14 protein-coding genes and 1 riboswitch are annotated in these 16,777 nt (G+C 64.8%); of the genes, 5 read left to right on the forward strand and 9 right to left on the reverse strand.

Going from position 1 to position 16,777, the window contains the following annotated elements:
* Positions 1-150 precede the first annotated feature (150 nt).
* From thiQ to thiB, 3 genes are all read right to left on the reverse strand, one after another.
* Entirely contained in the window at positions 151-939 is a 789-nt protein-coding gene (gene thiQ, locus WDX12_RS06685; RefSeq protein WP_434724331.1) for a thiamine ABC transporter ATP-binding protein, read from the reverse strand.
* On the reverse strand, positions 936-2,558 hold the full coding sequence (gene thiP / locus WDX12_RS06690) for a thiamine/thiamine pyrophosphate ABC transporter permease (protein ID WP_434724332.1): 1,623 nt from the start codon (positions 2,556-2,558) through the stop codon (positions 936-938). Before thiP ends, thiQ begins: the two co-directional genes overlap by 4 nt.
* A 224-nt stretch (positions 2,559-2,782) precedes the next feature.
* Positions 2,783-3,793 carry a thiamine ABC transporter substrate binding subunit gene (gene thiB, locus WDX12_RS06695; protein ID WP_434724333.1) on the reverse strand — a complete coding sequence of 337 codons (1,011 nt, stop codon included), beginning with the start codon at positions 3,791-3,793 and terminating at the stop codon, positions 2,783-2,785.
* Positions 3,794-3,836: 43 nt separating this feature from the next.
* Positions 3,837-3,942, reverse strand: a riboswitch (TPP riboswitch).
* A 138-nt stretch (positions 3,943-4,080) separates the two neighbouring features.
* Between thiB and WDX12_RS06700 the strand changes: the two genes are divergently transcribed.
* The 4 genes from WDX12_RS06700 (at position 4,081) to WDX12_RS06715 (ending at position 7,154) form a co-directional block, all read left to right on the forward strand.
* Positions 4,081-4,725, forward strand: coding sequence for a thiamine diphosphokinase (locus WDX12_RS06700; protein ID WP_320296465.1), 645 nt, complete (start codon positions 4,081-4,083; stop codon positions 4,723-4,725).
* Positions 4,726-4,734: 9 nt separating this feature from the next.
* Positions 4,735-6,549, forward strand: a complete 1,815-nt coding sequence (locus WDX12_RS06705; protein WP_434724334.1) for an ABC-F family ATP-binding cassette domain-containing protein — start codon at positions 4,735-4,737, stop codon at positions 6,547-6,549.
* Between the two features lie 63 nt (positions 6,550-6,612).
* Positions 6,613-6,855 carry a type II toxin-antitoxin system CcdA family antitoxin gene (locus tag WDX12_RS06710; protein ID WP_434724335.1) on the forward strand — a complete coding sequence of 81 codons (243 nt, stop codon included), beginning with the start codon at positions 6,613-6,615 and terminating at the stop codon, positions 6,853-6,855.
* A complete protein-coding gene (locus WDX12_RS06715) occupies positions 6,855-7,154 on the forward strand; it encodes a CcdB family protein (RefSeq protein ID WP_320215543.1) in 300 nt (99 codons plus the stop codon). Before WDX12_RS06710 ends, WDX12_RS06715 begins: the two co-directional genes overlap by 1 nt.
* Before the next feature lie 15 nt (positions 7,155-7,169).
* Here WDX12_RS06715 and WDX12_RS06720 read toward each other — a convergent pair whose 3' ends face one another.
* Entirely contained in the window at positions 7,170-8,990 is a 1,821-nt protein-coding gene (locus tag WDX12_RS06720) for a hypothetical protein (protein WP_434724336.1), read from the reverse strand.
* Positions 8,991-9,059: 69 nt separating this feature from the next.
* Complete coding sequence (locus WDX12_RS06725) at positions 9,060-10,358, reverse strand: adenylosuccinate synthase (RefSeq protein ID WP_434724337.1); 1,299 nt, start codon at positions 10,356-10,358, stop codon at positions 9,060-9,062.
* A 302-nt stretch (positions 10,359-10,660) separates the two neighbouring features.
* On the opposite strand from WDX12_RS06725, the gene WDX12_RS06730 reads away from it, so the two are divergent.
* Positions 10,661-11,560, forward strand: coding sequence for a DMT family transporter (locus tag WDX12_RS06730; protein WP_434724338.1), 900 nt, complete (start codon positions 10,661-10,663; stop codon positions 11,558-11,560).
* A 97-nt stretch (positions 11,561-11,657) separates the two neighbouring features.
* On the opposite strand, the gene serA is transcribed toward WDX12_RS06730, so the two are convergent.
* From serA to WDX12_RS06750, 4 genes are all read right to left on the reverse strand, one after another.
* Positions 11,658-13,259 carry a phosphoglycerate dehydrogenase gene (serA, locus tag WDX12_RS06735; RefSeq protein WP_320296458.1) on the reverse strand — a complete coding sequence of 534 codons (1,602 nt, stop codon included), beginning with the start codon at positions 13,257-13,259 and terminating at the stop codon, positions 11,658-11,660.
* 64 nt (positions 13,260-13,323) lie between these two features.
* Positions 13,324-14,499, reverse strand: coding sequence for a phosphoserine transaminase (locus tag WDX12_RS06740; protein WP_434724339.1), 1,176 nt, complete (start codon positions 14,497-14,499; stop codon positions 13,324-13,326).
* Between the two features lie 194 nt (positions 14,500-14,693).
* The gene (locus WDX12_RS06745) at positions 14,694-15,554 is read right to left on the reverse strand and encodes an outer membrane protein (RefSeq protein WP_434724340.1); all 861 of its coding nucleotides are present in this window, start codon (positions 15,552-15,554) and stop codon (positions 14,694-14,696) included.
* A gap of 208 nt (positions 15,555-15,762) precedes the next feature.
* Positions 15,763-16,575: an outer membrane protein gene (locus WDX12_RS06750; RefSeq protein ID WP_434724341.1), complete on the reverse strand. Its 813-nt coding sequence runs from the start codon at positions 16,573-16,575 to the stop codon at positions 15,763-15,765.
* Positions 16,576-16,777: the final 202 nt, after the last annotated feature.

The raw sequence follows: 16,777 nt of genomic DNA on the forward strand, positions 1-16,777 counted from the left end.
AACCTTCTCAGCGCCGGTCGACAGATCGGCTTCCTTTCGAAATCTTTCGGCAAATCACGGCCCCGCCGGACCAGCATGGCCGGACCTAGCCACACTCCCCCGGACAAGGCAAGCAAACGCCGGATCGCCCGTTGCCGGTTTGGCCGTAAATTATGTCCGCTTCCGGGCAATGTGTTGTGATCCGGCAACGGTGCTGCCTCGATTGCCGATATAGCGCCGGAAGGCGTCCGGTCCAGACCGATCGAAGAAATCGTCCGCCGGCCCGGTCGCCGCGATCATGCCTTCGTCGAGAAATGCCACGTCCTGGCCGATGCGGCGCGCGTCCTCCGGCTGATGGGTGACGAACAGCACCGTCATTTCGCGCTCGGCATGGATGCCGGCCATAAGGTCGAGCATGTCGTCGCGCAGCGCCGGGCCGAGCGACGCGAAAGGTTCGTCGAGCAGCAAGACGGGCCGGTCGCGCAGCAGCACCCTCGCCAGTGCCACGCGCTGCCGCTCGCCGCCGGAAAGCTCGCGTGGCAGCCGCTTTTCCTTGCCGGCAAGGCCGACCCGCGCCAGCGCCGTGGTGACGGCGGCGCGATCGACGTCGCCGAGTTTGAGCGACGGCGAGCGGCCGAGCCCGACATTGGCTTCGACGGTAAGATGGGCAAACAAGTTGTTTTCCTGAAACACCATCGACACCGGCCGCGCCGAAGGCGGTGCGTCGCCGATATCGATGCCGCCGATCAGCACCTTGCCCGCATCGGGCGTTTCGAAGCCGGCTATCAGATTGAGCAGCGTCGACTTGCCGGAGCCGCTCGGCCCCATGACGGCGGTGATCCTGCCGGCAGCGAATTCGGCGTCGAAGCGGAAGGAGGCCTCGCCATAGCTGAACGAGACGCCATCCAGCGCGACGGTGAGGCCCTTTTGCGCGGCGGTGCCGTCAATGGTCGTCGTCATGACTTTCCTTCCCGCCCCAGCCAATCGGCGGCAAACACCAGCATCAGGCAGACCAGGCCGAGCAGCAAGGCAAGTCCCGCGGCGTCGGCTGTCCGGTAGCTGCCCATGCGCGCCAAAAGCAGATAGGGCAAGGTCTGCACGGAATCGCTGCCGAACAGCGCGATCACGCCGAGATCGCCGAGCGACAGCGCCATGGCGAAGGCGAAGCCGGTGGCCAGGGGCCGTCTGAGCGACGGCCAGTCGATCAGGCTGAGCCTGGTCCAGCCGGATATGCCGAGCGCCACGCAAAGGCGCTCGTGGCGCTCGCTCGCCGCGTCATAGGCGGGACGAATGGCGCGGATGGCAAAGGGCATCGCCATCACCGCGTTGACGGCGACGACCATGACCGGCGCGACGGCAAAGACATCGGTGACGTGGCGCAGCGCCAGGAACCAGCCTGCGCCAAGCACGATCGGAGGCACGACGAGCACGAAGCCGGCACCGGTGTCGGCGGCGTGTTCGAGCAGGCCCATGGCGCCGCCCGCCCGGCGCCGCAGGGCCAGCGCGCGCCGCGCCGCGATCAGCGCCAGCGACAACGTCACGCTGAGCAGCGCCGCAAGCAAAGCGAGGCCCGCGCTGGTCAGCGTCGCGCGGCGCACCGCCGCTTCACCCGCCAGCCGGCCGAGATCGGCCTGAAAGCCTGAAAGCACGGTCGCAAGCATCGGTCCGGCGACGAACAGCAGGGCAAGCACGATGAGGCCGACGTTCAGCACACTTTCGATCCGGCCCACCGAAAGGTAGCGGCGCGATACCACCGGCAGGTTAGCGTCGCCGACCGTGTTGGCGCCCAGCCGCGTGAGCGCGACGACCACGACGAAGGTGAGTGCGATCTGCAGCAGCGTCAGCACCACGGCGCGCGCGGGATCGAAATCGAAGCGCAGCGCCTGGTAGATGGCGACCTCCAGCGTCGTCGCGGCCGGACCGCCGCCCAGCGTCAATATGATGGTGAAGGAGGTGATGCAGAGCATGAAGACCAGCCCGGCAATCCCCGGCAGGGCCGCGCGCAGCACCGGCCATTCGATCAGCCGGAAGGCCGGCCGGGCGCCCATGCCGAGCTGGCTCGCCAGCCGCCACTGGTCGGCGGGAATGGTGCCCAGCGCCTCGAGGAAGAGGCGCGTGGCCAGCGGCAGGTTGAAGAAGACATGCGCGACCAGGATGCCGGAGAGGCCGTAGATCCCCGGCCAATCCCCGCCGCCGAGCCTGGCGAAAGCGCCGGCAAAGTACCCGGCGCGACCATAGAGCGCCAGGATACCGAGCGCGGCGACGATCGCCGGCAAGGCCAGCGGCACGGTAAACAGCTGCAGGATCAGTCGACGGCCGGGAAAGGCCGGATGTCGCGACAGGGCGCGCGCGACCAGCAGCGCCGGCGCGACCGATAAGAGCGTCGACAGAGCCGCTTGCCAGAGCGTGAAGCGGGCGACGCGCAGGAGATAGCCGTCGAAGGCGGCGGCAGCGCCGGAGAGATCCTGCATGCCTTCGAGGGCGAGGCCGGCGAAAGCGCCGCCGATGAGGATGGCGATGGCCGCGAGTGCGGCAATGCCGGCGGTGATGCGGGAGTCAGGGCGCGGCGTGGGTTGCACGCTGCACCCTTTGGGTTCGAGCTAGCGGGCGCCGCGTTCCTTCGCGCCCCTCTCTGGCCTGCCGGCCATCTCCCCCTCTAGGGGGGAGATCAGACGTCACGCGGGCTTTCGCCAATCTCCAATGCCGCAGGATTGAGCAAGGCGCCAAAGCTGCCAAACTCCCCCCTTGAGGGGGAGATGTCCGGCAGGACAGAGAGGGGGGCCTTGGCGCAAGCATCGAAAATCTACTTGCTCATCACAGCCAGCCACTCATCCACCCAGGCCTTGCGGTTGGCGGCGACTTCCTCCGGGCTGAACAGCAAGGTCTTGGTCGGCTTGACCAGTTTGTCGAAGGCCGGGTTGAGCGGCTTGTCGGTCTTGCCCGCCGGGAACATCCAGTTGGTTTCCGGGATGATGTCCTGGAATTTCGGCCCGGTCATGAAGGCGATGAACTTTTGCGCCAGCGGGTTCTTCGCCCCCGTCGTGGTGATGCCGGCCACCTCGATCTGCAGGTACTCGCCTTCCTCGAAGGAGGCTGCCTGGTAGCGCTCGGTGTTCTCGGCCACCATGTGGTAGGCCGGCGATGTGGTGTAGGACAGCACCATCGGCGCCTCGCCCTTGGTGAACAGGCCGTAGGCCTCGCTCCAGCCGGGCGTCACCGTCAGGACCTTCGGCTTGAGCTTGGCCCAGGCTTCCGGCGCCTTGTCGCCATAGACCGATTTCACCCACAGAAGCAGCCCGAGGCCGGGCGTCGAGGTGCGCGGATCCTGGATGACGATCTTGTCCGTGCCGGTACCCTCGACCAGCTCCTTCAGGCTCTTCGGCGGGATTTTTAGCTTCTCCGTGTCATAGACGACGGCGAAATAGCCATAGTCGAAGGGCACGAACGTGTCGTCGCTCCAGCCGCCGGGCACATTGATGCCGGAGACTTCGCCATGCGGCGCGAACAGGCCGCTCGCCTTGGCGTCCGCCGTCAGGTTGGTGTCGAGGCCAAGCACGATATCGGCCTTGGTGCCGGCGCCTTCCAGCTTGACCCGGTTGAGCAAGGCAACGCCATCCGCCACCGAGACGAATTCGAGATCGCAGCCGCATTCGGCCTCGAATTCCTTCTTCACCGCGGGACCGGGACCCCAGTCGGCGGTGAAGCTTTCATAGGTGTAGACGGTGAGCTTGTCCTTCGCCTCGGCGGGCGCAACGCCCGCCAGCAGCGAAACTAAGCCTGTTGCCAGTATCAGACGTGACAATATCGCGCGCATCGGCGCCTCCTTCGTTCGAGTGACAAGGAATTGAGGCGTCGGATGGTCCGAAACGTCTAATCCCTCCGCCGGTACAAACCGGATCAGGTTCAGCGGGTTGGCTTGATCGCCTCTCAGCCGGATCACGTCCGGCACCCCGTTAGAGCGTTTCGACAGATAGGCCCGGCCGAAGCGGCGCGCAAGCGGAAGTTTGCCGGGCAGCTAATGTTCCCCGGCAGCAGGCTCGCAACCGAACCTGGGGCCATCCGGCTTCCGTTTCGCTTGGAGGGCTGGTAAGGGCGACGGCCATGGGCACATTCACCATCCTGCTTGGCGGCGAGCTTATCCGCACGCCCCGGCTCGAACGCCAGATCGAGGGTTCGCGCGTCATCGCCGCCGACGCCGGCATCGGCCATGCACGCATGCTCGGACTGCTGCCGGAGATCTGGGTCGGCGATTTCGACTCGGTGCCGGCGAACCTCCCAAAGGACCTAGCCGCCGTTCCGCGCAAGGTATTCCCGGCCGAGAAGGACATGACCGATGGCGAGCTCGCCATAGCCGAAGCGCTCCAGCGCGGCGCCACCAGCCTGGTGCTGGCCGGAGCCTTCGGCGGCAAGCGCGCCGACCATGCCTTCCTGCATCTGGCGCTCGGGCTTCGGCTCGCCGAAGCGGGTACGACGATACTGCTGACCAGCGGGGCGCAGGAAGGCGTCCCCGTCCTGCCGGGCAGCGCCGGTTTCGACTATGCCGACGGCACCTTGTTTTCGGTGCTCGGCTTCTCCGATCTGTCCGGCCTGACGGTCACGGGCGCCAAATGGCCGCTCGACCGCGTCGAGGTGGCGTTCGGCTCCTCGCTCACTATATCAAACGAGGTCAAAGGGCAGCTTGGCATCGCGCTGGAGCGTGGCCGCGCGCTGCTTCTGGCCCACCCCTACCCTCTTCCTGAAAGCTGACATTTCCAGATGGCGCCGCCACTTCTCAACCTCGACGGCATTAAACTGACCTTCGGCGGCACTCCGCTGCTGGACGGCGCGGCGCTCAGCGCATCCGCCGGCGAGAAGATCGCATTGGTCGGCCGCAACGGCTCGGGCAAGTCGACCCTGCTCAAGATCGCAGCCGGAATGATCGAGCCGCAGGACGGCGAAGTGTTCCGCCAGCCCTCGGCCACGGTCCGCTATCTGCCGCAGATGCCCGACATGGACGGCTTCGCCGACGTGCGCGCCTATGTCGAGGCGGGCCTCGGTCCGGCCGACGATCCGCATCGCGCGACCTATCTGATGGAACATCTCGGGCTGACCGGCGAGGAGCGGCCGAACGACCTTTCCGGCGGCGAGGCGCGCCGCGCCGCCCTTGCCCGCGTGATGGCGCCCGAACCCGACATCCTGCTGCTCGACGAACCGACCAACCATCTCGATCTTTCAGTCATCGAATGGCTGGAAGAGGAGCTTGCCCGAACTTCCTCGGCCGTCATCCTGATCTCGCACGACCGCCGCTTTCTCGAGCGCGTTACGCGCGCCACCGTCTGGCTCGACCGCGGCCAGACGCGGCGACTGGACAAGGGTTTCGCCCATTTCGAGGAATGGCGCGACCAGGTGTTGGAAGAGGAGGAACGCGAGCAGCACAAGCTCGGCCGCCAGATCGTGCGCGAGGAGCACTGGCTGCGCTACGGCGTGACCGCCAGGCGCAAGCGCAACATGCGCCGCCTCGGCGAGTTGCAGACCATGCGCCAGCGTTTCCGCAGCCACCGCGGCGCCGAGGGGACAGCGACCATGGTGGCGAGCGACGCGGCCGAATCCGGCAAGCTGGTGATCGAGGCCAAGGCCATCGACAAGAGCTTTGGCGACCTCACCGTGATCAAGGGTTTCTCGACCCGCATCCAGCGTGGCGACCGCGTCGGCCTGGTCGGCCCGAACGGCGCCGGCAAGACGACGCTTTTGAAGATGCTGACCGGCGAGCTGGCGCCGGACGCCGGCACCGTGCGCCTCGGCGTCAATCTCGAGATCGCGACGCTCGACCAGAAGCGCGAGGCCGTCGACCCGGCCGAGACGCTGGCGCATTACCTGACCGACGGGCGCGGCGAGAACCTCGTCATCAATGGCGAGCAGCGCCATGTCGTTTCCTACATGAAGGACTTCTTGTTCAAACCGGAGCAGGCGCGCACGCCGGTGCGCGAGCTTTCCGGCGGCGAGCGCGCGCGGCTGCTGCTGGCCCGGGTCTTGGCACGGCCGGCGAACTTGCTGGTGCTCGACGAGCCGACCAACGATCTCGACATGGAGACGCTGGAACTGCTGCAGGAACTGGTCGCGGGCTTTGCCGGCACCGTGATCCTGGTCAGCCACGACCGCGACTTTCTCGACCGCACCGTCACCAGCGTGATCGCGCCGGACGGCAACGGCCGCTGGATCGAATATGCCGGCGGCTATTCCGACATGCTGGCGCAGCGCGGCGGTTCCAAGCTGGAGGATCGCAAGGCAAGGTCGAAAACCGAGGCAGGCGAGGCTGGATCGAAAGCCGAACAGCCATCGCCTAAGGGCCCCGCAAGAAAGCTCTCGTTCAAGCAGAAATTCGCGTTGGATTCGCTGCCGAAGAAGATCGAGGCGGTGACGGCCTCTATCTCGCGGCTGGAAAACAACATCGCCGACCCGTCCTTCTACGAGCGCGACCCGACCTCGTTCCAGAAGACCATCGCCGCGCTCGACAAGGAACGCACCACGCTCGCCGCGCTTGAGGAAGAGTGGCTGGAGCTGGAGATGCTGCGGGAGGAGATGGAGGGGTAGCGCTGTCTTCGTTGCAAAAACGGCGGCGTGCGCATAAGATATGCGCATAATGAGGACCCCATCATGCGCAAGATAGCGCCGAACGCAGTCCGCCAACCGGCTAACCTGTCTATCGATTCTCAACTCATGGCGGAAGCCAAGGGGCTCAACGTGAATGTATCGCGTGCCGCGGAGGCCGGCATAGCGGAAGCGGTTGCTGCAGAGAAAACGCGGCTATGGAAGCTTGAAAACCGCGCGACGATGGTCGCCTGGAACGACTATGTCGACAAGCACGGCATCCCGCTCACGGAACATCGGCAATTCTAATGGCGCGCTATGACGTCTTCGCCAGCAGCATCGAAGGCGGCTATCTGCTCGACGTTCAATCCGACCTGCTCGACCACTTCAAGACTCGCGTCGTCGTTCCGCTTCTGCCGCTGACCTCGGCACCTTCGCCAATGCGCAAGCTGCATCCGGTTTTCGAGATCAACGGCCGGAAGATGGTGATGGCCACCCACCTGATTGCCACGGTTGCGGCGACCGAACTGGGTGAAAATCGAACCAATCTTACGAGCCACCACGACGATATCGTCGCTGCGCTCGACATGCTCTTTCAAGGCTTTTAAGGCGCGCCTTTAACTTCACCCCGACGTCTTCGCCGCCCAGGCCTTCAGCGCCTCGTCGAACACTTTTTCGCCCGGGATGCCCTTTTCCATGGTGAGCAGCGCGCGGCGTCCGGTCTTGTAGACCACCGGCACGTCGATCCACGCCTGCCCCCTCAGCAGCGTCAGGTTGGCGTCCTCGTCGGCCTTGGTGTCGTTGAGCGCGACGAGGAAGAAGCCGTCGCCGATCTTGGCCGGGAGGCCGATCAGCGGGCTGCCGGCATCCTGCTCCGAGCTCTTCATGGCGATGCGCAGAAGGCCGTCGACGCCGCCGCCGTCGAAGTCTTTCGGCGTCAGGAAAATCATTTCGATGATGTGGCTGGCCGGCAAGGTCTGGTCGGCGTTGCGCCGGATCGTCATGCGCAGCTGGAGGTTCTTGCCCGGGATCGTCGCCTCGGCGCGGATCGCCGGCTCCGGCGGCAGATCGCCGCCGGGCGATTCCTGCACCAGCGACCAGACGATGCTGCCCGGCTCGGCCGTGCCCTGCTGGGTGCTGGTGCGCTCCTCATAGAAGATCGCCTTCTGGCCGACCGGCACGGTCGCTTCGGCTGTCGCCGGCGCGGGCGCAGCTGGCGTCGTGCCAGCGGCAGGCGGAGTTGTTCCAGCCGCCGGCGGTGTGGTGCCGGCCGCGGGCTGCGTTGCCGCAGCAGTTGCGGGTGGTGTGGCTCCGGCCGCGGGCGGCGTCGGATTGGCGGCGTCGGTCGCCGGCGCAGCCGGCGTTGCTCCCGCGGCAGGTGCCGCGGGCGTTTGCGTGGCCGCAACAGGCGGGGTCGTCGCTGGCGCCGCCGGCGGCCGCGAGGTGAGCGCCGCGACGGATTCGCCTTCGCCGATCGTGGCCTGTCCGCCGGCCGGACCGGGATCGGTCTCCTTGCCCTCGGATGTCAGGCGCTGCGTGAACTTGGTCGTGTCGGCAGTCTCGCCGGTGCCGGACGCAGCCGGCGCCGCCGCCGTCTCAGTCGCCGGCTTGGCCGGAGCCGGCTTGACCAGCGGCTCGGTCGAGACCGTCTTGCTGCCACCGGCGCCAAGGCCGAAGAGCGAGCCGAACGCATTCTTGTTCAGCCATATGCCGTAGCCGCCGCCGGCCAGCACCAGGAGCGCGATGACGGCAGCGATCAAGCCGCCATAGCTGCGCTTGCGCTGCGGCGGCTGTGGCCGCAGGCGCTGGAAGGTATCGGCCGGCTGCTCGTCATTGGCAAAGACGTCGCCGCCGTCATCGGCATCGGCGGCGTCCATGCCGGCAAGGCCGACATCGTCGTCACGCGGCGACGGCATCGGCGGCGGCGGCTTCTGCCAGGCTGGCTCCGCCTTTGGCGCGGCCTGCCAGTTCGGCTCCGTCCTTGCCGTGTTCTGCCAGGCCGGCTCGGTCTTCGCAGGGATTTGCCGCGCCGGCTCCGCCTTCGGCGCGCTTTGCCAGCTTGGCTCCGTCCTGGCGGGCGCGGGCGCCGGCTTGAACGGCTCGGATTTGAACGGATCCGGCTTGGCGGGCTCAGGCGCCGCCGGCTGGCGGGAGTGGCTCGGCTGGTTCTTGTTGCGGTCGATGGAGGAGAAAATATGCTCCAGCTCCGCCAGCGGATCCTCGGCCGGAGGGCGTTTGACGTAGTCGCGCTCGACGGTGGAAATGGCATCTTCCAGCGAGCGCTTCTGCTTGCTGACGACATCGGGCGCCAGCGGCGGAGAATACTCGGCGAGCTTCTTCGCCAGCACCGCGCGGGCACCGTCGTATATCTGCTTGCGCATCTCGAACGAAGGTTCGTCCTTCTTCGCGAGCTGCTTTTTCAGAACACTAACGAAATCTGCCATGCGTCAGGTGACCTGCATTCTTTTCCCGCCGGCCGCAAATCAGCCATAGCGCCGGGAAGGGCTGTGAAACTAGTCTTGAAACGGATCGGTCACAAGTATTGTGTCGTCCCGCTCGGGGCTGGTGGAAAGCAGCGCCACGGGGGCGCCGATCAGCTCCTCGATATAGCGGACATATTTGACGGCCTGCGCCGGCAAATCGTTCCAGCTTCTGGCGCCGGCCGTGGTTCCCTTCCAGCCTTCGAGGGTCTCGTAAATGGGCTCGACCCGCGCTTGCGCGCCCTGGCTGGCCGGCAGGTAGTCGATCGTCTCGCCGTCGAGCCTGTAGCCCGTGCAGACCTTGATCTCGTCCAGCCCGTCGAGCACGTCGAGCTTGGTCAGAGCGATGCCCTTGATGCCGTTGACGGCGACGGCCTGGCGCACCAGCACGGCGTCGAACCAGCCGCAGCGGCGCTTGCGGCCAGTGACCACGCCGAACTCATGGCCGCGCGTGCCGAGGAACTCGCCGATCTCGTTCTTCTGCTCGGTCGGGAACGGTCCCTCGCCGACGCGCGTCGTATAGGCCTTGGTGATGCCGAGCACGTAGCCGATGACGCCGGGGCCGACGCCCGCGCCGGCGGCGGCTTGACCCGCGACCGTGTTGGACGAGGTGACGAAAGGATAGGTGCCGTGGTCGATGTCGAGCAGCGTGCCCTGCGCGCCCTCGAACAGGATGCGCTCGCCGGCGCGACGCCTGTCGTCGAGCACCTTCCAGACGCGGTCCATGTAGGGCAGGATCTCGGCGGCCACCGAGGTCAGCTCCTGCATGATCGCCTCATGCGTCGCTTCCGCATGGCCGAGCCCGCGGCGCAGGGCGTTGTGGTGCGTCAGCAGCCTGTCGACCTTCAACGGGAGCGTTTCCAAATCCGCCAAATCCATCACCCGCACCGCGCGCCTGCCCACCTTGTCCTCATAGGCGGGGCCGATGCCACGGCGGGTCGTGCCAATCTTGGTTCCGGAATTCGAGGCGGCGTCTTCGCGGAATCCGTCCAGCTCCCGGTGCAGCGACAGGATAAGCGCGGTGTTTTCGGCTATTTTCAGGCGCTCCGGCGTGACCTCCACACCCTGTTCCTTGAGCTTCTTGGCTTCGGCGACGAAAGCATGCGGATCGAACACCACGCCATTGCCGATGATCGAAAGCTTGCCCTCCCGCACCACGCCCGAGGGCAGCAGCGACAGCTTGTAGACCTTGCCGTCGACGACCAGCGTATGGCCGGCATTGTGGCCGCCCTGGAAGCGCACGACCACATCGGCCCGTTCCGACAGCCAGTCGACGATCTTGCCCTTGCCTTCGTCGCCCCATTGCGAGCCGACGACCACCACATTGGCCATGTTCTTTTCCCTTGAAATGCCGCGCGGGCGGCCTGAAACGACAGGCCTCTATAGCGTCAAGCGCAGGCCGGCGCGACCCTTTCTTTGCCGCCGAAACCATCCTTGGAGCATACCCCCGAAAGCGGGAGCCGGCTTTCGCGTAAGACCATGCCCCAGCCAGGAGTTGGATCGAAATGACGGCGCCGGCGAAACGTCAACCTGATCCAGGCACAACAAATTCCGGCCTTCGCATCATTTACTTGCCGCCGCCACCACTCTAGGCCGGCCTGAACCCTCGAACATCCTGCGGGGCCGGAACCTCCATGCATCGAGCCGCCTATCTGTTCCTTCTGTCGACCATGCTGTTGTGGGGCGGCAATTCGGTGGCGGGCAAGCTTGCAGTCGGCCATGTCTCGCCGATGACGCTGGTGTTCCTGCGCTGGGTGATGGCGGTGCTGATCCTGCTGCCCGTCGGCTGGCGGACGCTGCGCGAGGATTGGCCCGTAGTGCGCAGCCACTGGAAGCTGCTTGCCGGCCTCGGCGCCTGCGGCTTCACCATCTTCAACGTCATCTTCTACACGGCGCTCAACTACACGACCGCCATCAACGTCTCGATCGAGCAGGCAGCCATTCCGATCGTCATCATCCTGGCCAATTTTGTGCTCTTCAGGCTGCGCGTGCAGCCCCTGCAGATCTTCGGCGTTATCCTCACCATCGTCGGCGTCGCGCTGACCGCCAGCCATGGCGAACTCGGCCAGCTCCTGAAGCTCGACCTCAACTTCGGCGACGCCATCATGCTTGTCGCGGTGCTTTGCTACAGCCTCTATTCGGTGGGGCTGCGGCTCAAGCCGGCAATCCGCTGGCAAAGTTTCATGCTGGCGCTGTCGATCGCCGCGCTGTTGATCTCCCCGCCCTTCTTGCTCTGGGAGGTCGCGTCGGGCCGCGTCATCGTGCCGGACGCGCGTGGATGGGCGCTCACGCTCTATACGGCGCTTGGCGCTTCGGTCGTCTCGCAGGTCCTCTACATCAAGGGCAACGAATTGATCGGCGCCAACCGCGCCGGCCTGTTCATCAACCTGGTGCCGATCTTCGGCACGCTGCTTTCAGTGCTGATCGTCGGCGAGCAGTTTCAGGCCTATCAGGCTTTCGCGCTGGCACTTGTCCTCGGCGGCATTGCGCTTGCCGAATACAGCGGCAGCCGAGCAGTGTTGCAGTCGGGATGATATCTCGCGCCATGCGCAAAGCAGCCGTCAGCAACTTCGATCCATTGACGCCCCGCCCGTTGATGCAGACGGGGCGTTTTTTCATGTCAGTCGAGGATTACTCGCCGCCGACGTCGAAGCGCAGCCGCTTCGCCGAGTCGATCGACTTGTGCGCGCGCACCTGCTCCAGTACTTTTTCCGGGAAGGGCGCGTCGAGATAAAGCAGCGCGATCGCATCGCCGCCCGGCCGGTTACGGCCGAGCTGGAAGTTGGCGATGTTGACGCCGTTCTCGCCGCACACGGTGCCGAGCAGGCCGATGATGCCGGGCGCATCGGCATTGGTGGTGTAGAGCATGTGCTGGCCGACCTCGGCGTCGAGATTGATGCCCTTGATCTGGATGAAGCGCGGCTTGCCGTCGGAGAAGCAGGTGCCGGCGATCGAGCGCGTCCTGTGCTCGGTCGTGACGGTGAGCTTGATGTAGCCGTCGAACACGCCCGACTTGTCGCGCTTGACCTCGGCGACGATGATGCCGCGCTCCTTCACCATGATCGGCGCCGACACCATGTTGACGTCGGAGACCTGCGGCCGGATGAGGCCGGCAAGGGCAGCACTCACCAGCGCGCGCGTGTTCATCGTCGCGGTCGAGCCGTCGAACAGGATCTCGACCTCCTTGATCGGATCCTCGGTGACCTGGCCGACAAAGGCGCCGAGCACTTCGGCGAGCTTGACGAAAGGCTTCAGCCGCGGCGCCTCCTCGGCGGTGATCGAAGGCATGTTGATGGCGTTGGAGACCGCGCCCTTGATCAGGTAGTCGCTCATCTGCTCCGCGACCTGCAGCGCGACATTCTCCTGCGCCTCGGTGGTCGAGGCGCCGAGATGCGGCGTCGCCACGACATTGTCCATGCCGAACAGCGGGTTCTGCTCGGCCGGCTCCACCTCGAACACGTCGATGCCGGCGCCCGCCACCTTGCCGCTCTTCAGCGCCGCGACCAGGTCCGCCTCGACGACCAGTCCGCCGCGGGCGCAGTTGATGATGCGCACGCCGTCCTTCATCTTGGCGATCGCCGCCGCGTTGATGATGTTGCGCGTCTTGTCGGTCAGCGGCGTGTGCAAGGTGATGAAGTCGGCGCGGGCGAAGAGCTCGTCGAGCTCGACCTTCTGGACGCCGAGCTCCTCGGCGCGGCTGTCCGACAGGAACGGGTCGAAGGCGATCACATGCATCTTCAACCCGACGCCGCGCGTGGCGACGATCGAGCCGATATTGCCGCAGCCGATCACGCCCAGCGTCTTGCTGGTGATCTCGACACCCATGAAACGGTTCTTTTCCCACTTGCCCGAATGGGTGGAGGCATTGGCTTCCGGGATTTGCCGCGCCAACGCGAAGATCATGGCGACCGCATGCTCGGCCGTGGTGATCGAATTGCCGAAGGGCGTGTTCATCACGATGATACCCTTGCGGCTGGCGGCCGGGATATCGACATTGTCGACGCCGATACCGGCGCGGCCGACGACCTTGAGCCTGCTGGCGGCATTGATCAGCTTCTCGGTGACCTTGGTCGCCGATCGGATGGCGAGGCCATCATACTGGTCGATCACCTCGAGAAGCTTTTCCTTGTCCTTGCCGAGATCGGGCAGGTAGTCGACCTCGATGCCGCGGTCCTTGAAGATCTGCACGGCGGTGGTGGAAAGTTTATCCGAAACGAGAACGCGGGGCGCCATGGCGGCCTCCTTGAAGGGGATTGGATGTGTCGGAAAAGGTGGCGGCCGGAGGCCGCCACGGATTTCAGGCCGCTGCCTTGAGCGACGCCTTCTGCGTGGCGAAGGCCCAGTCGAGCCAGGGCAGCAGCGCTTCGAGATCGGCGGTCTCGACGGTGGCTCCGCACCAGATGCGCAGGCCGGGCGGCGCATCGCGATAGGAGCCGATGTCGTAGGCGACGCCTTCCTTGTCGAGGGCGGACACGATGCCCTTGGCGAAGGCCGCCTGCCCGTCGGCACCGAGCGCCGACACGTCAGGATCGGTGAAGGAGAGGCACACGGACGTGTTCGAGCGCGTCGCCGGATCGACGGCAAGGTGGCCGAGCCACGCCGACTTGTCGGCGAACCGGTCGAGCACGGCGGCATTGGCGTCCGCTCGGGCAATCAGCGCCTCGAGCCCGCCGATCGACTTCGCCCAGTGGAGCGCGTCGAGATAGTCCTCGACGCACAGCATCGACGGCGTGTTGATGGTCTCGCCCTTGAAGATGCCTTCGATCAGCTTGCCGCCCGAGGTCAGGCGGAAGATCTTCGGCAGCGGCCAGGCCGGCTTGTAGGTCTCCAGCCGGGCGACGGCGCGCGGGCTGATGATCAGCATGCCGTGCGCGCCCTCGCCGCCCAGCACCTTCTGCCAGGAGAAGGTGACCACATCGAGCTTTTCGAAATCGAGCCGTTGCGCGAACGCCGCCGAGGTGGCGTCGCAAATGGTCAGGCCCTTGCGGTTCGCCGGAATGAAATCGCCGTTCGCCACGCGCACGCCGGATGTCGTGCCGTTCCAGGTGAAGACGACGTCGCGGTCGAAATCGACCTGCGTCAGGTCGGGCAGCTGGCCGTAGCCGGCCTCGAACTTGCGCACATCGGCGAGCTTGAGCTGCTTGACGACATCCGTCACCCAGCCGGAGCCGAAGCTTTCCCAGGCGACCATGTCGACGCCGCGCTCGCCGAGCAGCGACCACAGCGCCATCTCGACCGCGCCGGTGTCCGACGCCGGCACGATGCCGATGCGGTAGTCCGCCGGAACCTTGAGGATCTCGCGCGTCAGCTCGATCGCCTGCTCGAGCTTGCTCTTGCCGATCTTGGCGCGGTGTGAGCGCCCGAGCGCGGCCTTCGACAGCGCCTCGACCGACCAGCCGGGGCGTTTTGCGCAGGGACCTGAGGAGAAGTTGGGGTTTGCCGGACGGAGTCCGGGCTTGGTAGGTGTCGTCATCGTGGTCTATCCTTCCAGATAGTGGCCCCTCGTTGGGGAGGGGTGGCCCACGGACGGCGATATGCGCTCAGACCTTCGGCGTCAAGAGCAAAGTTTTTGTCGCGGTCAGGATATTCGCTCACACTACGGGATGTCGGGCAAGCAAAAACGGCGGATCGATCGATCCGCCGTTGGCGATTTTCAGGCTTTGCCGCTCACCAGAGATCGTAGCGCAATCCAAGCTTGACCGTCTGATAATCAATACCCTTATGGATGTTGAAGGCGCCGCCGTCATAGGCGACATATTTGGCGCCCGGCACGGCGAAATACTCGTAACCGAGATCGACAGACACGTTCTTGGTGACCTGGTAGGACAGGCCCCCGCCGATCGAATAGGCGAAACTGAACTTGGCCGCGGTGTCGGTCTGACCTTCGTAACCGGCGGGATCGTCGCAGAAGAATCCGCCGGTACCGGCGGAATTCGTCGCGACTTCCACGCAGTCGCGTGCGCCGATGCTTTTGTAGTATTTGTTGTAAGCGAGACCGATACCGCCGCCGATATAGGGTGTGAGCCCAACATATGTGCCCAGGTCAACATAGCCGTTCGCCATAAGGCTGTAGCCCTTGTTGGAGGCATTGTCGGTGAGGTCGCAGGCCTGAGTGGCCGCGACGGAATTGATGGTCCCGAAACCGTTGTCGACAAGCGTGTGGCCGTTGCAGGTTGCTCCGAGCTTGTCATGCGCTGCGAATTTATTGGTCGGCAGTATCCCACCGTTCAACTCGACCCGGAGATAGTCATTGACGTGATAGCCCATACCGATGCTGCCCGTGAACAGGCTAGCCTCGTCAACAAAGCTATTGAGCGCTCCGTTCGACGTTTCCTCATCCTTGAACGGATGGCTGAAGGCGTAGCCGACGTCGCCGCGCAGGTACCAGCCCGAGCCGACCTCGACCGGCTGATAGTCCGGCGCCTGGTCGGCATAGACCGGCGGATCGTAATCGGCCGAAACCGCCTGTGTCGCCGGCATCAGCACGATTGCGGCGAGCGCCAGTGCGATACGCGATTTTAATGTCATGGTCCCCGGCTCCTGAAGTTGGCGCCAGTCGCGAGCGCGAGCAGAGCTGCCGTTTCAGGAAGCATTGTTAACCATAGTGGTTAAGTGCCGGTTAAGGATAACAGCCAGTTACCGAATTGATTTCGATCGATATTTACCGGCGTTGCATAAAACAAAAAACCGCCCGGCTGATGCCGGGCGGTTTTGAGTTCCAGGATTCAGGAAGCGATTACTTGGTGTAGATCGGTTCTGGCTCCGGCTGATAGGCGACCGGTGCCGCGCAGCCATTGTTGCCGCTGAACTGGTAGCGCAAGCCGCCGCGCACTTCATGGGTGTTGATGCCGTGGTCGAAACCTGGTCCGGAACTGCTCGTATCAAACTCGAACATGCGGCCGCCCTCGATATGTGTGAAGCGGTAACCCGCGTCGAGGATTACCCTGTCGGTCAGACAGTAGGAGGCGCCGGCCATAAGCGCGTAGGCGAAGCGCCAGTTGGACGAGCCAGGATTGGTCTCGGTGGTGTTCGGATCATGGACTGTGTCCCATTTGACGTGTGCACCGCCGATGCCGGCGCCGATATAAGGCGTGATGCCGTGCCAGGTGCCGATGTCGACATAGGCATTGGCGAGCAGCAGCAGGGCGCTCATCTTTGAAACTTCGGTCGACGTTGTAAGCAGATCCGAGGTCTGGCCGTTGAAGTTCGACTTGAACCAGTAATCTGCGGTCAGGTCGGTGCGGAGATAGCTGTTGATCTTATAGCCGACACCACCACCCAGCGAGAAACCGCCCTTCAGATGGCCGAAATCAAAATCGTTGCTGCCGGGTGGCGGCCCATATGTAATATAGTCGATGCCACGCAGGCTCGATTTGTGATAGTCGAGATCGCCGCGGATGTACCAGCCGCCGACATCGATGGGCTGCTGCTCGACCACCGGCGGCGGCGCTTCTTCAACCTGCGGCGCTGGGAGATCGGCCGCGAAGAGCGGCCCGGCCATCCCCCCGAACAGCGCGGCAAGCAATGCCATTCTTGCTGTCTTGAACATTCTGTCACCCCTAAGAAGCCTCGGGACGACACCCGCCCGAAGATGATTGACCTCGGGTTTGGATAATGAATTGCAAAGGTTAAAAGCCGTTTAACCGTACCGATTAACCACGAATCCATACAATTCTAGCTAGAGACCGAGTGCGGCGCGCCGTCCGTGTGGCAAGCGAAAAGCCCGCCGAAGGGCGGGCTCGCATATCGAC

This window comes from Mesorhizobium sp. RIZ17 (assembly GCF_051127865.1).
GTDB lineage: Bacteria > Pseudomonadota > Alphaproteobacteria > Rhizobiales > Rhizobiaceae > Mesorhizobium > Mesorhizobium humile.

Bases quoted from the DNA above. Each gene is read 5' to 3' on its own strand.
- thiQ (WP_434724331.1), bottom strand. From the start codon at position 939: ATGACGACGACCATTGACGGCACCGCCGCGCAAAAGGGCCTCACCGTC.
- thiB (WP_434724333.1), bottom strand. From the start codon at position 3,793: ATGCGCGCGATATTGTCACGTCTGATACTGGCAACAGGCTTAGTTTCG.
- WDX12_RS06700 (WP_320296465.1), top strand. From the start codon at position 4,081: ATGGGCACATTCACCATCCTGCTTGGCGGCGAGCTTATCCGCACGCCC.
- WDX12_RS06705 (WP_434724334.1), top strand. From the start codon at position 4,735: ATGGCGCCGCCACTTCTCAACCTCGACGGCATTAAACTGACCTTCGGC.
- WDX12_RS06710 (WP_434724335.1), top strand. From the start codon at position 6,613: ATGCGCAAGATAGCGCCGAACGCAGTCCGCCAACCGGCTAACCTGTCT.
- WDX12_RS06715 (WP_320215543.1), top strand. From the start codon at position 6,855: ATGGCGCGCTATGACGTCTTCGCCAGCAGCATCGAAGGCGGCTATCTG.
- WDX12_RS06720 (WP_434724336.1), bottom strand. From the start codon at position 8,990: ATGGCAGATTTCGTTAGTGTTCTGAAAAAGCAGCTCGCGAAGAAGGAC.
- WDX12_RS06725 (WP_434724337.1), bottom strand. From the start codon at position 10,358: ATGGCCAATGTGGTGGTCGTCGGCTCGCAATGGGGCGACGAAGGCAAG.
- WDX12_RS06730 (WP_434724338.1), top strand. From the start codon at position 10,661: ATGCATCGAGCCGCCTATCTGTTCCTTCTGTCGACCATGCTGTTGTGG.
- serA (WP_320296458.1), bottom strand. From the start codon at position 13,259: ATGGCGCCCCGCGTTCTCGTTTCGGATAAACTTTCCACCACCGCCGTG.
- WDX12_RS06740 (WP_434724339.1), bottom strand. From the start codon at position 14,499: ATGACGACACCTACCAAGCCCGGACTCCGTCCGGCAAACCCCAACTTC.
- WDX12_RS06745 (WP_434724340.1), bottom strand. From the start codon at position 15,554: ATGACATTAAAATCGCGTATCGCACTGGCGCTCGCCGCAATCGTGCTG.
- WDX12_RS06750 (WP_434724341.1), bottom strand. From the start codon at position 16,575: ATGTTCAAGACAGCAAGAATGGCATTGCTTGCCGCGCTGTTCGGGGGG.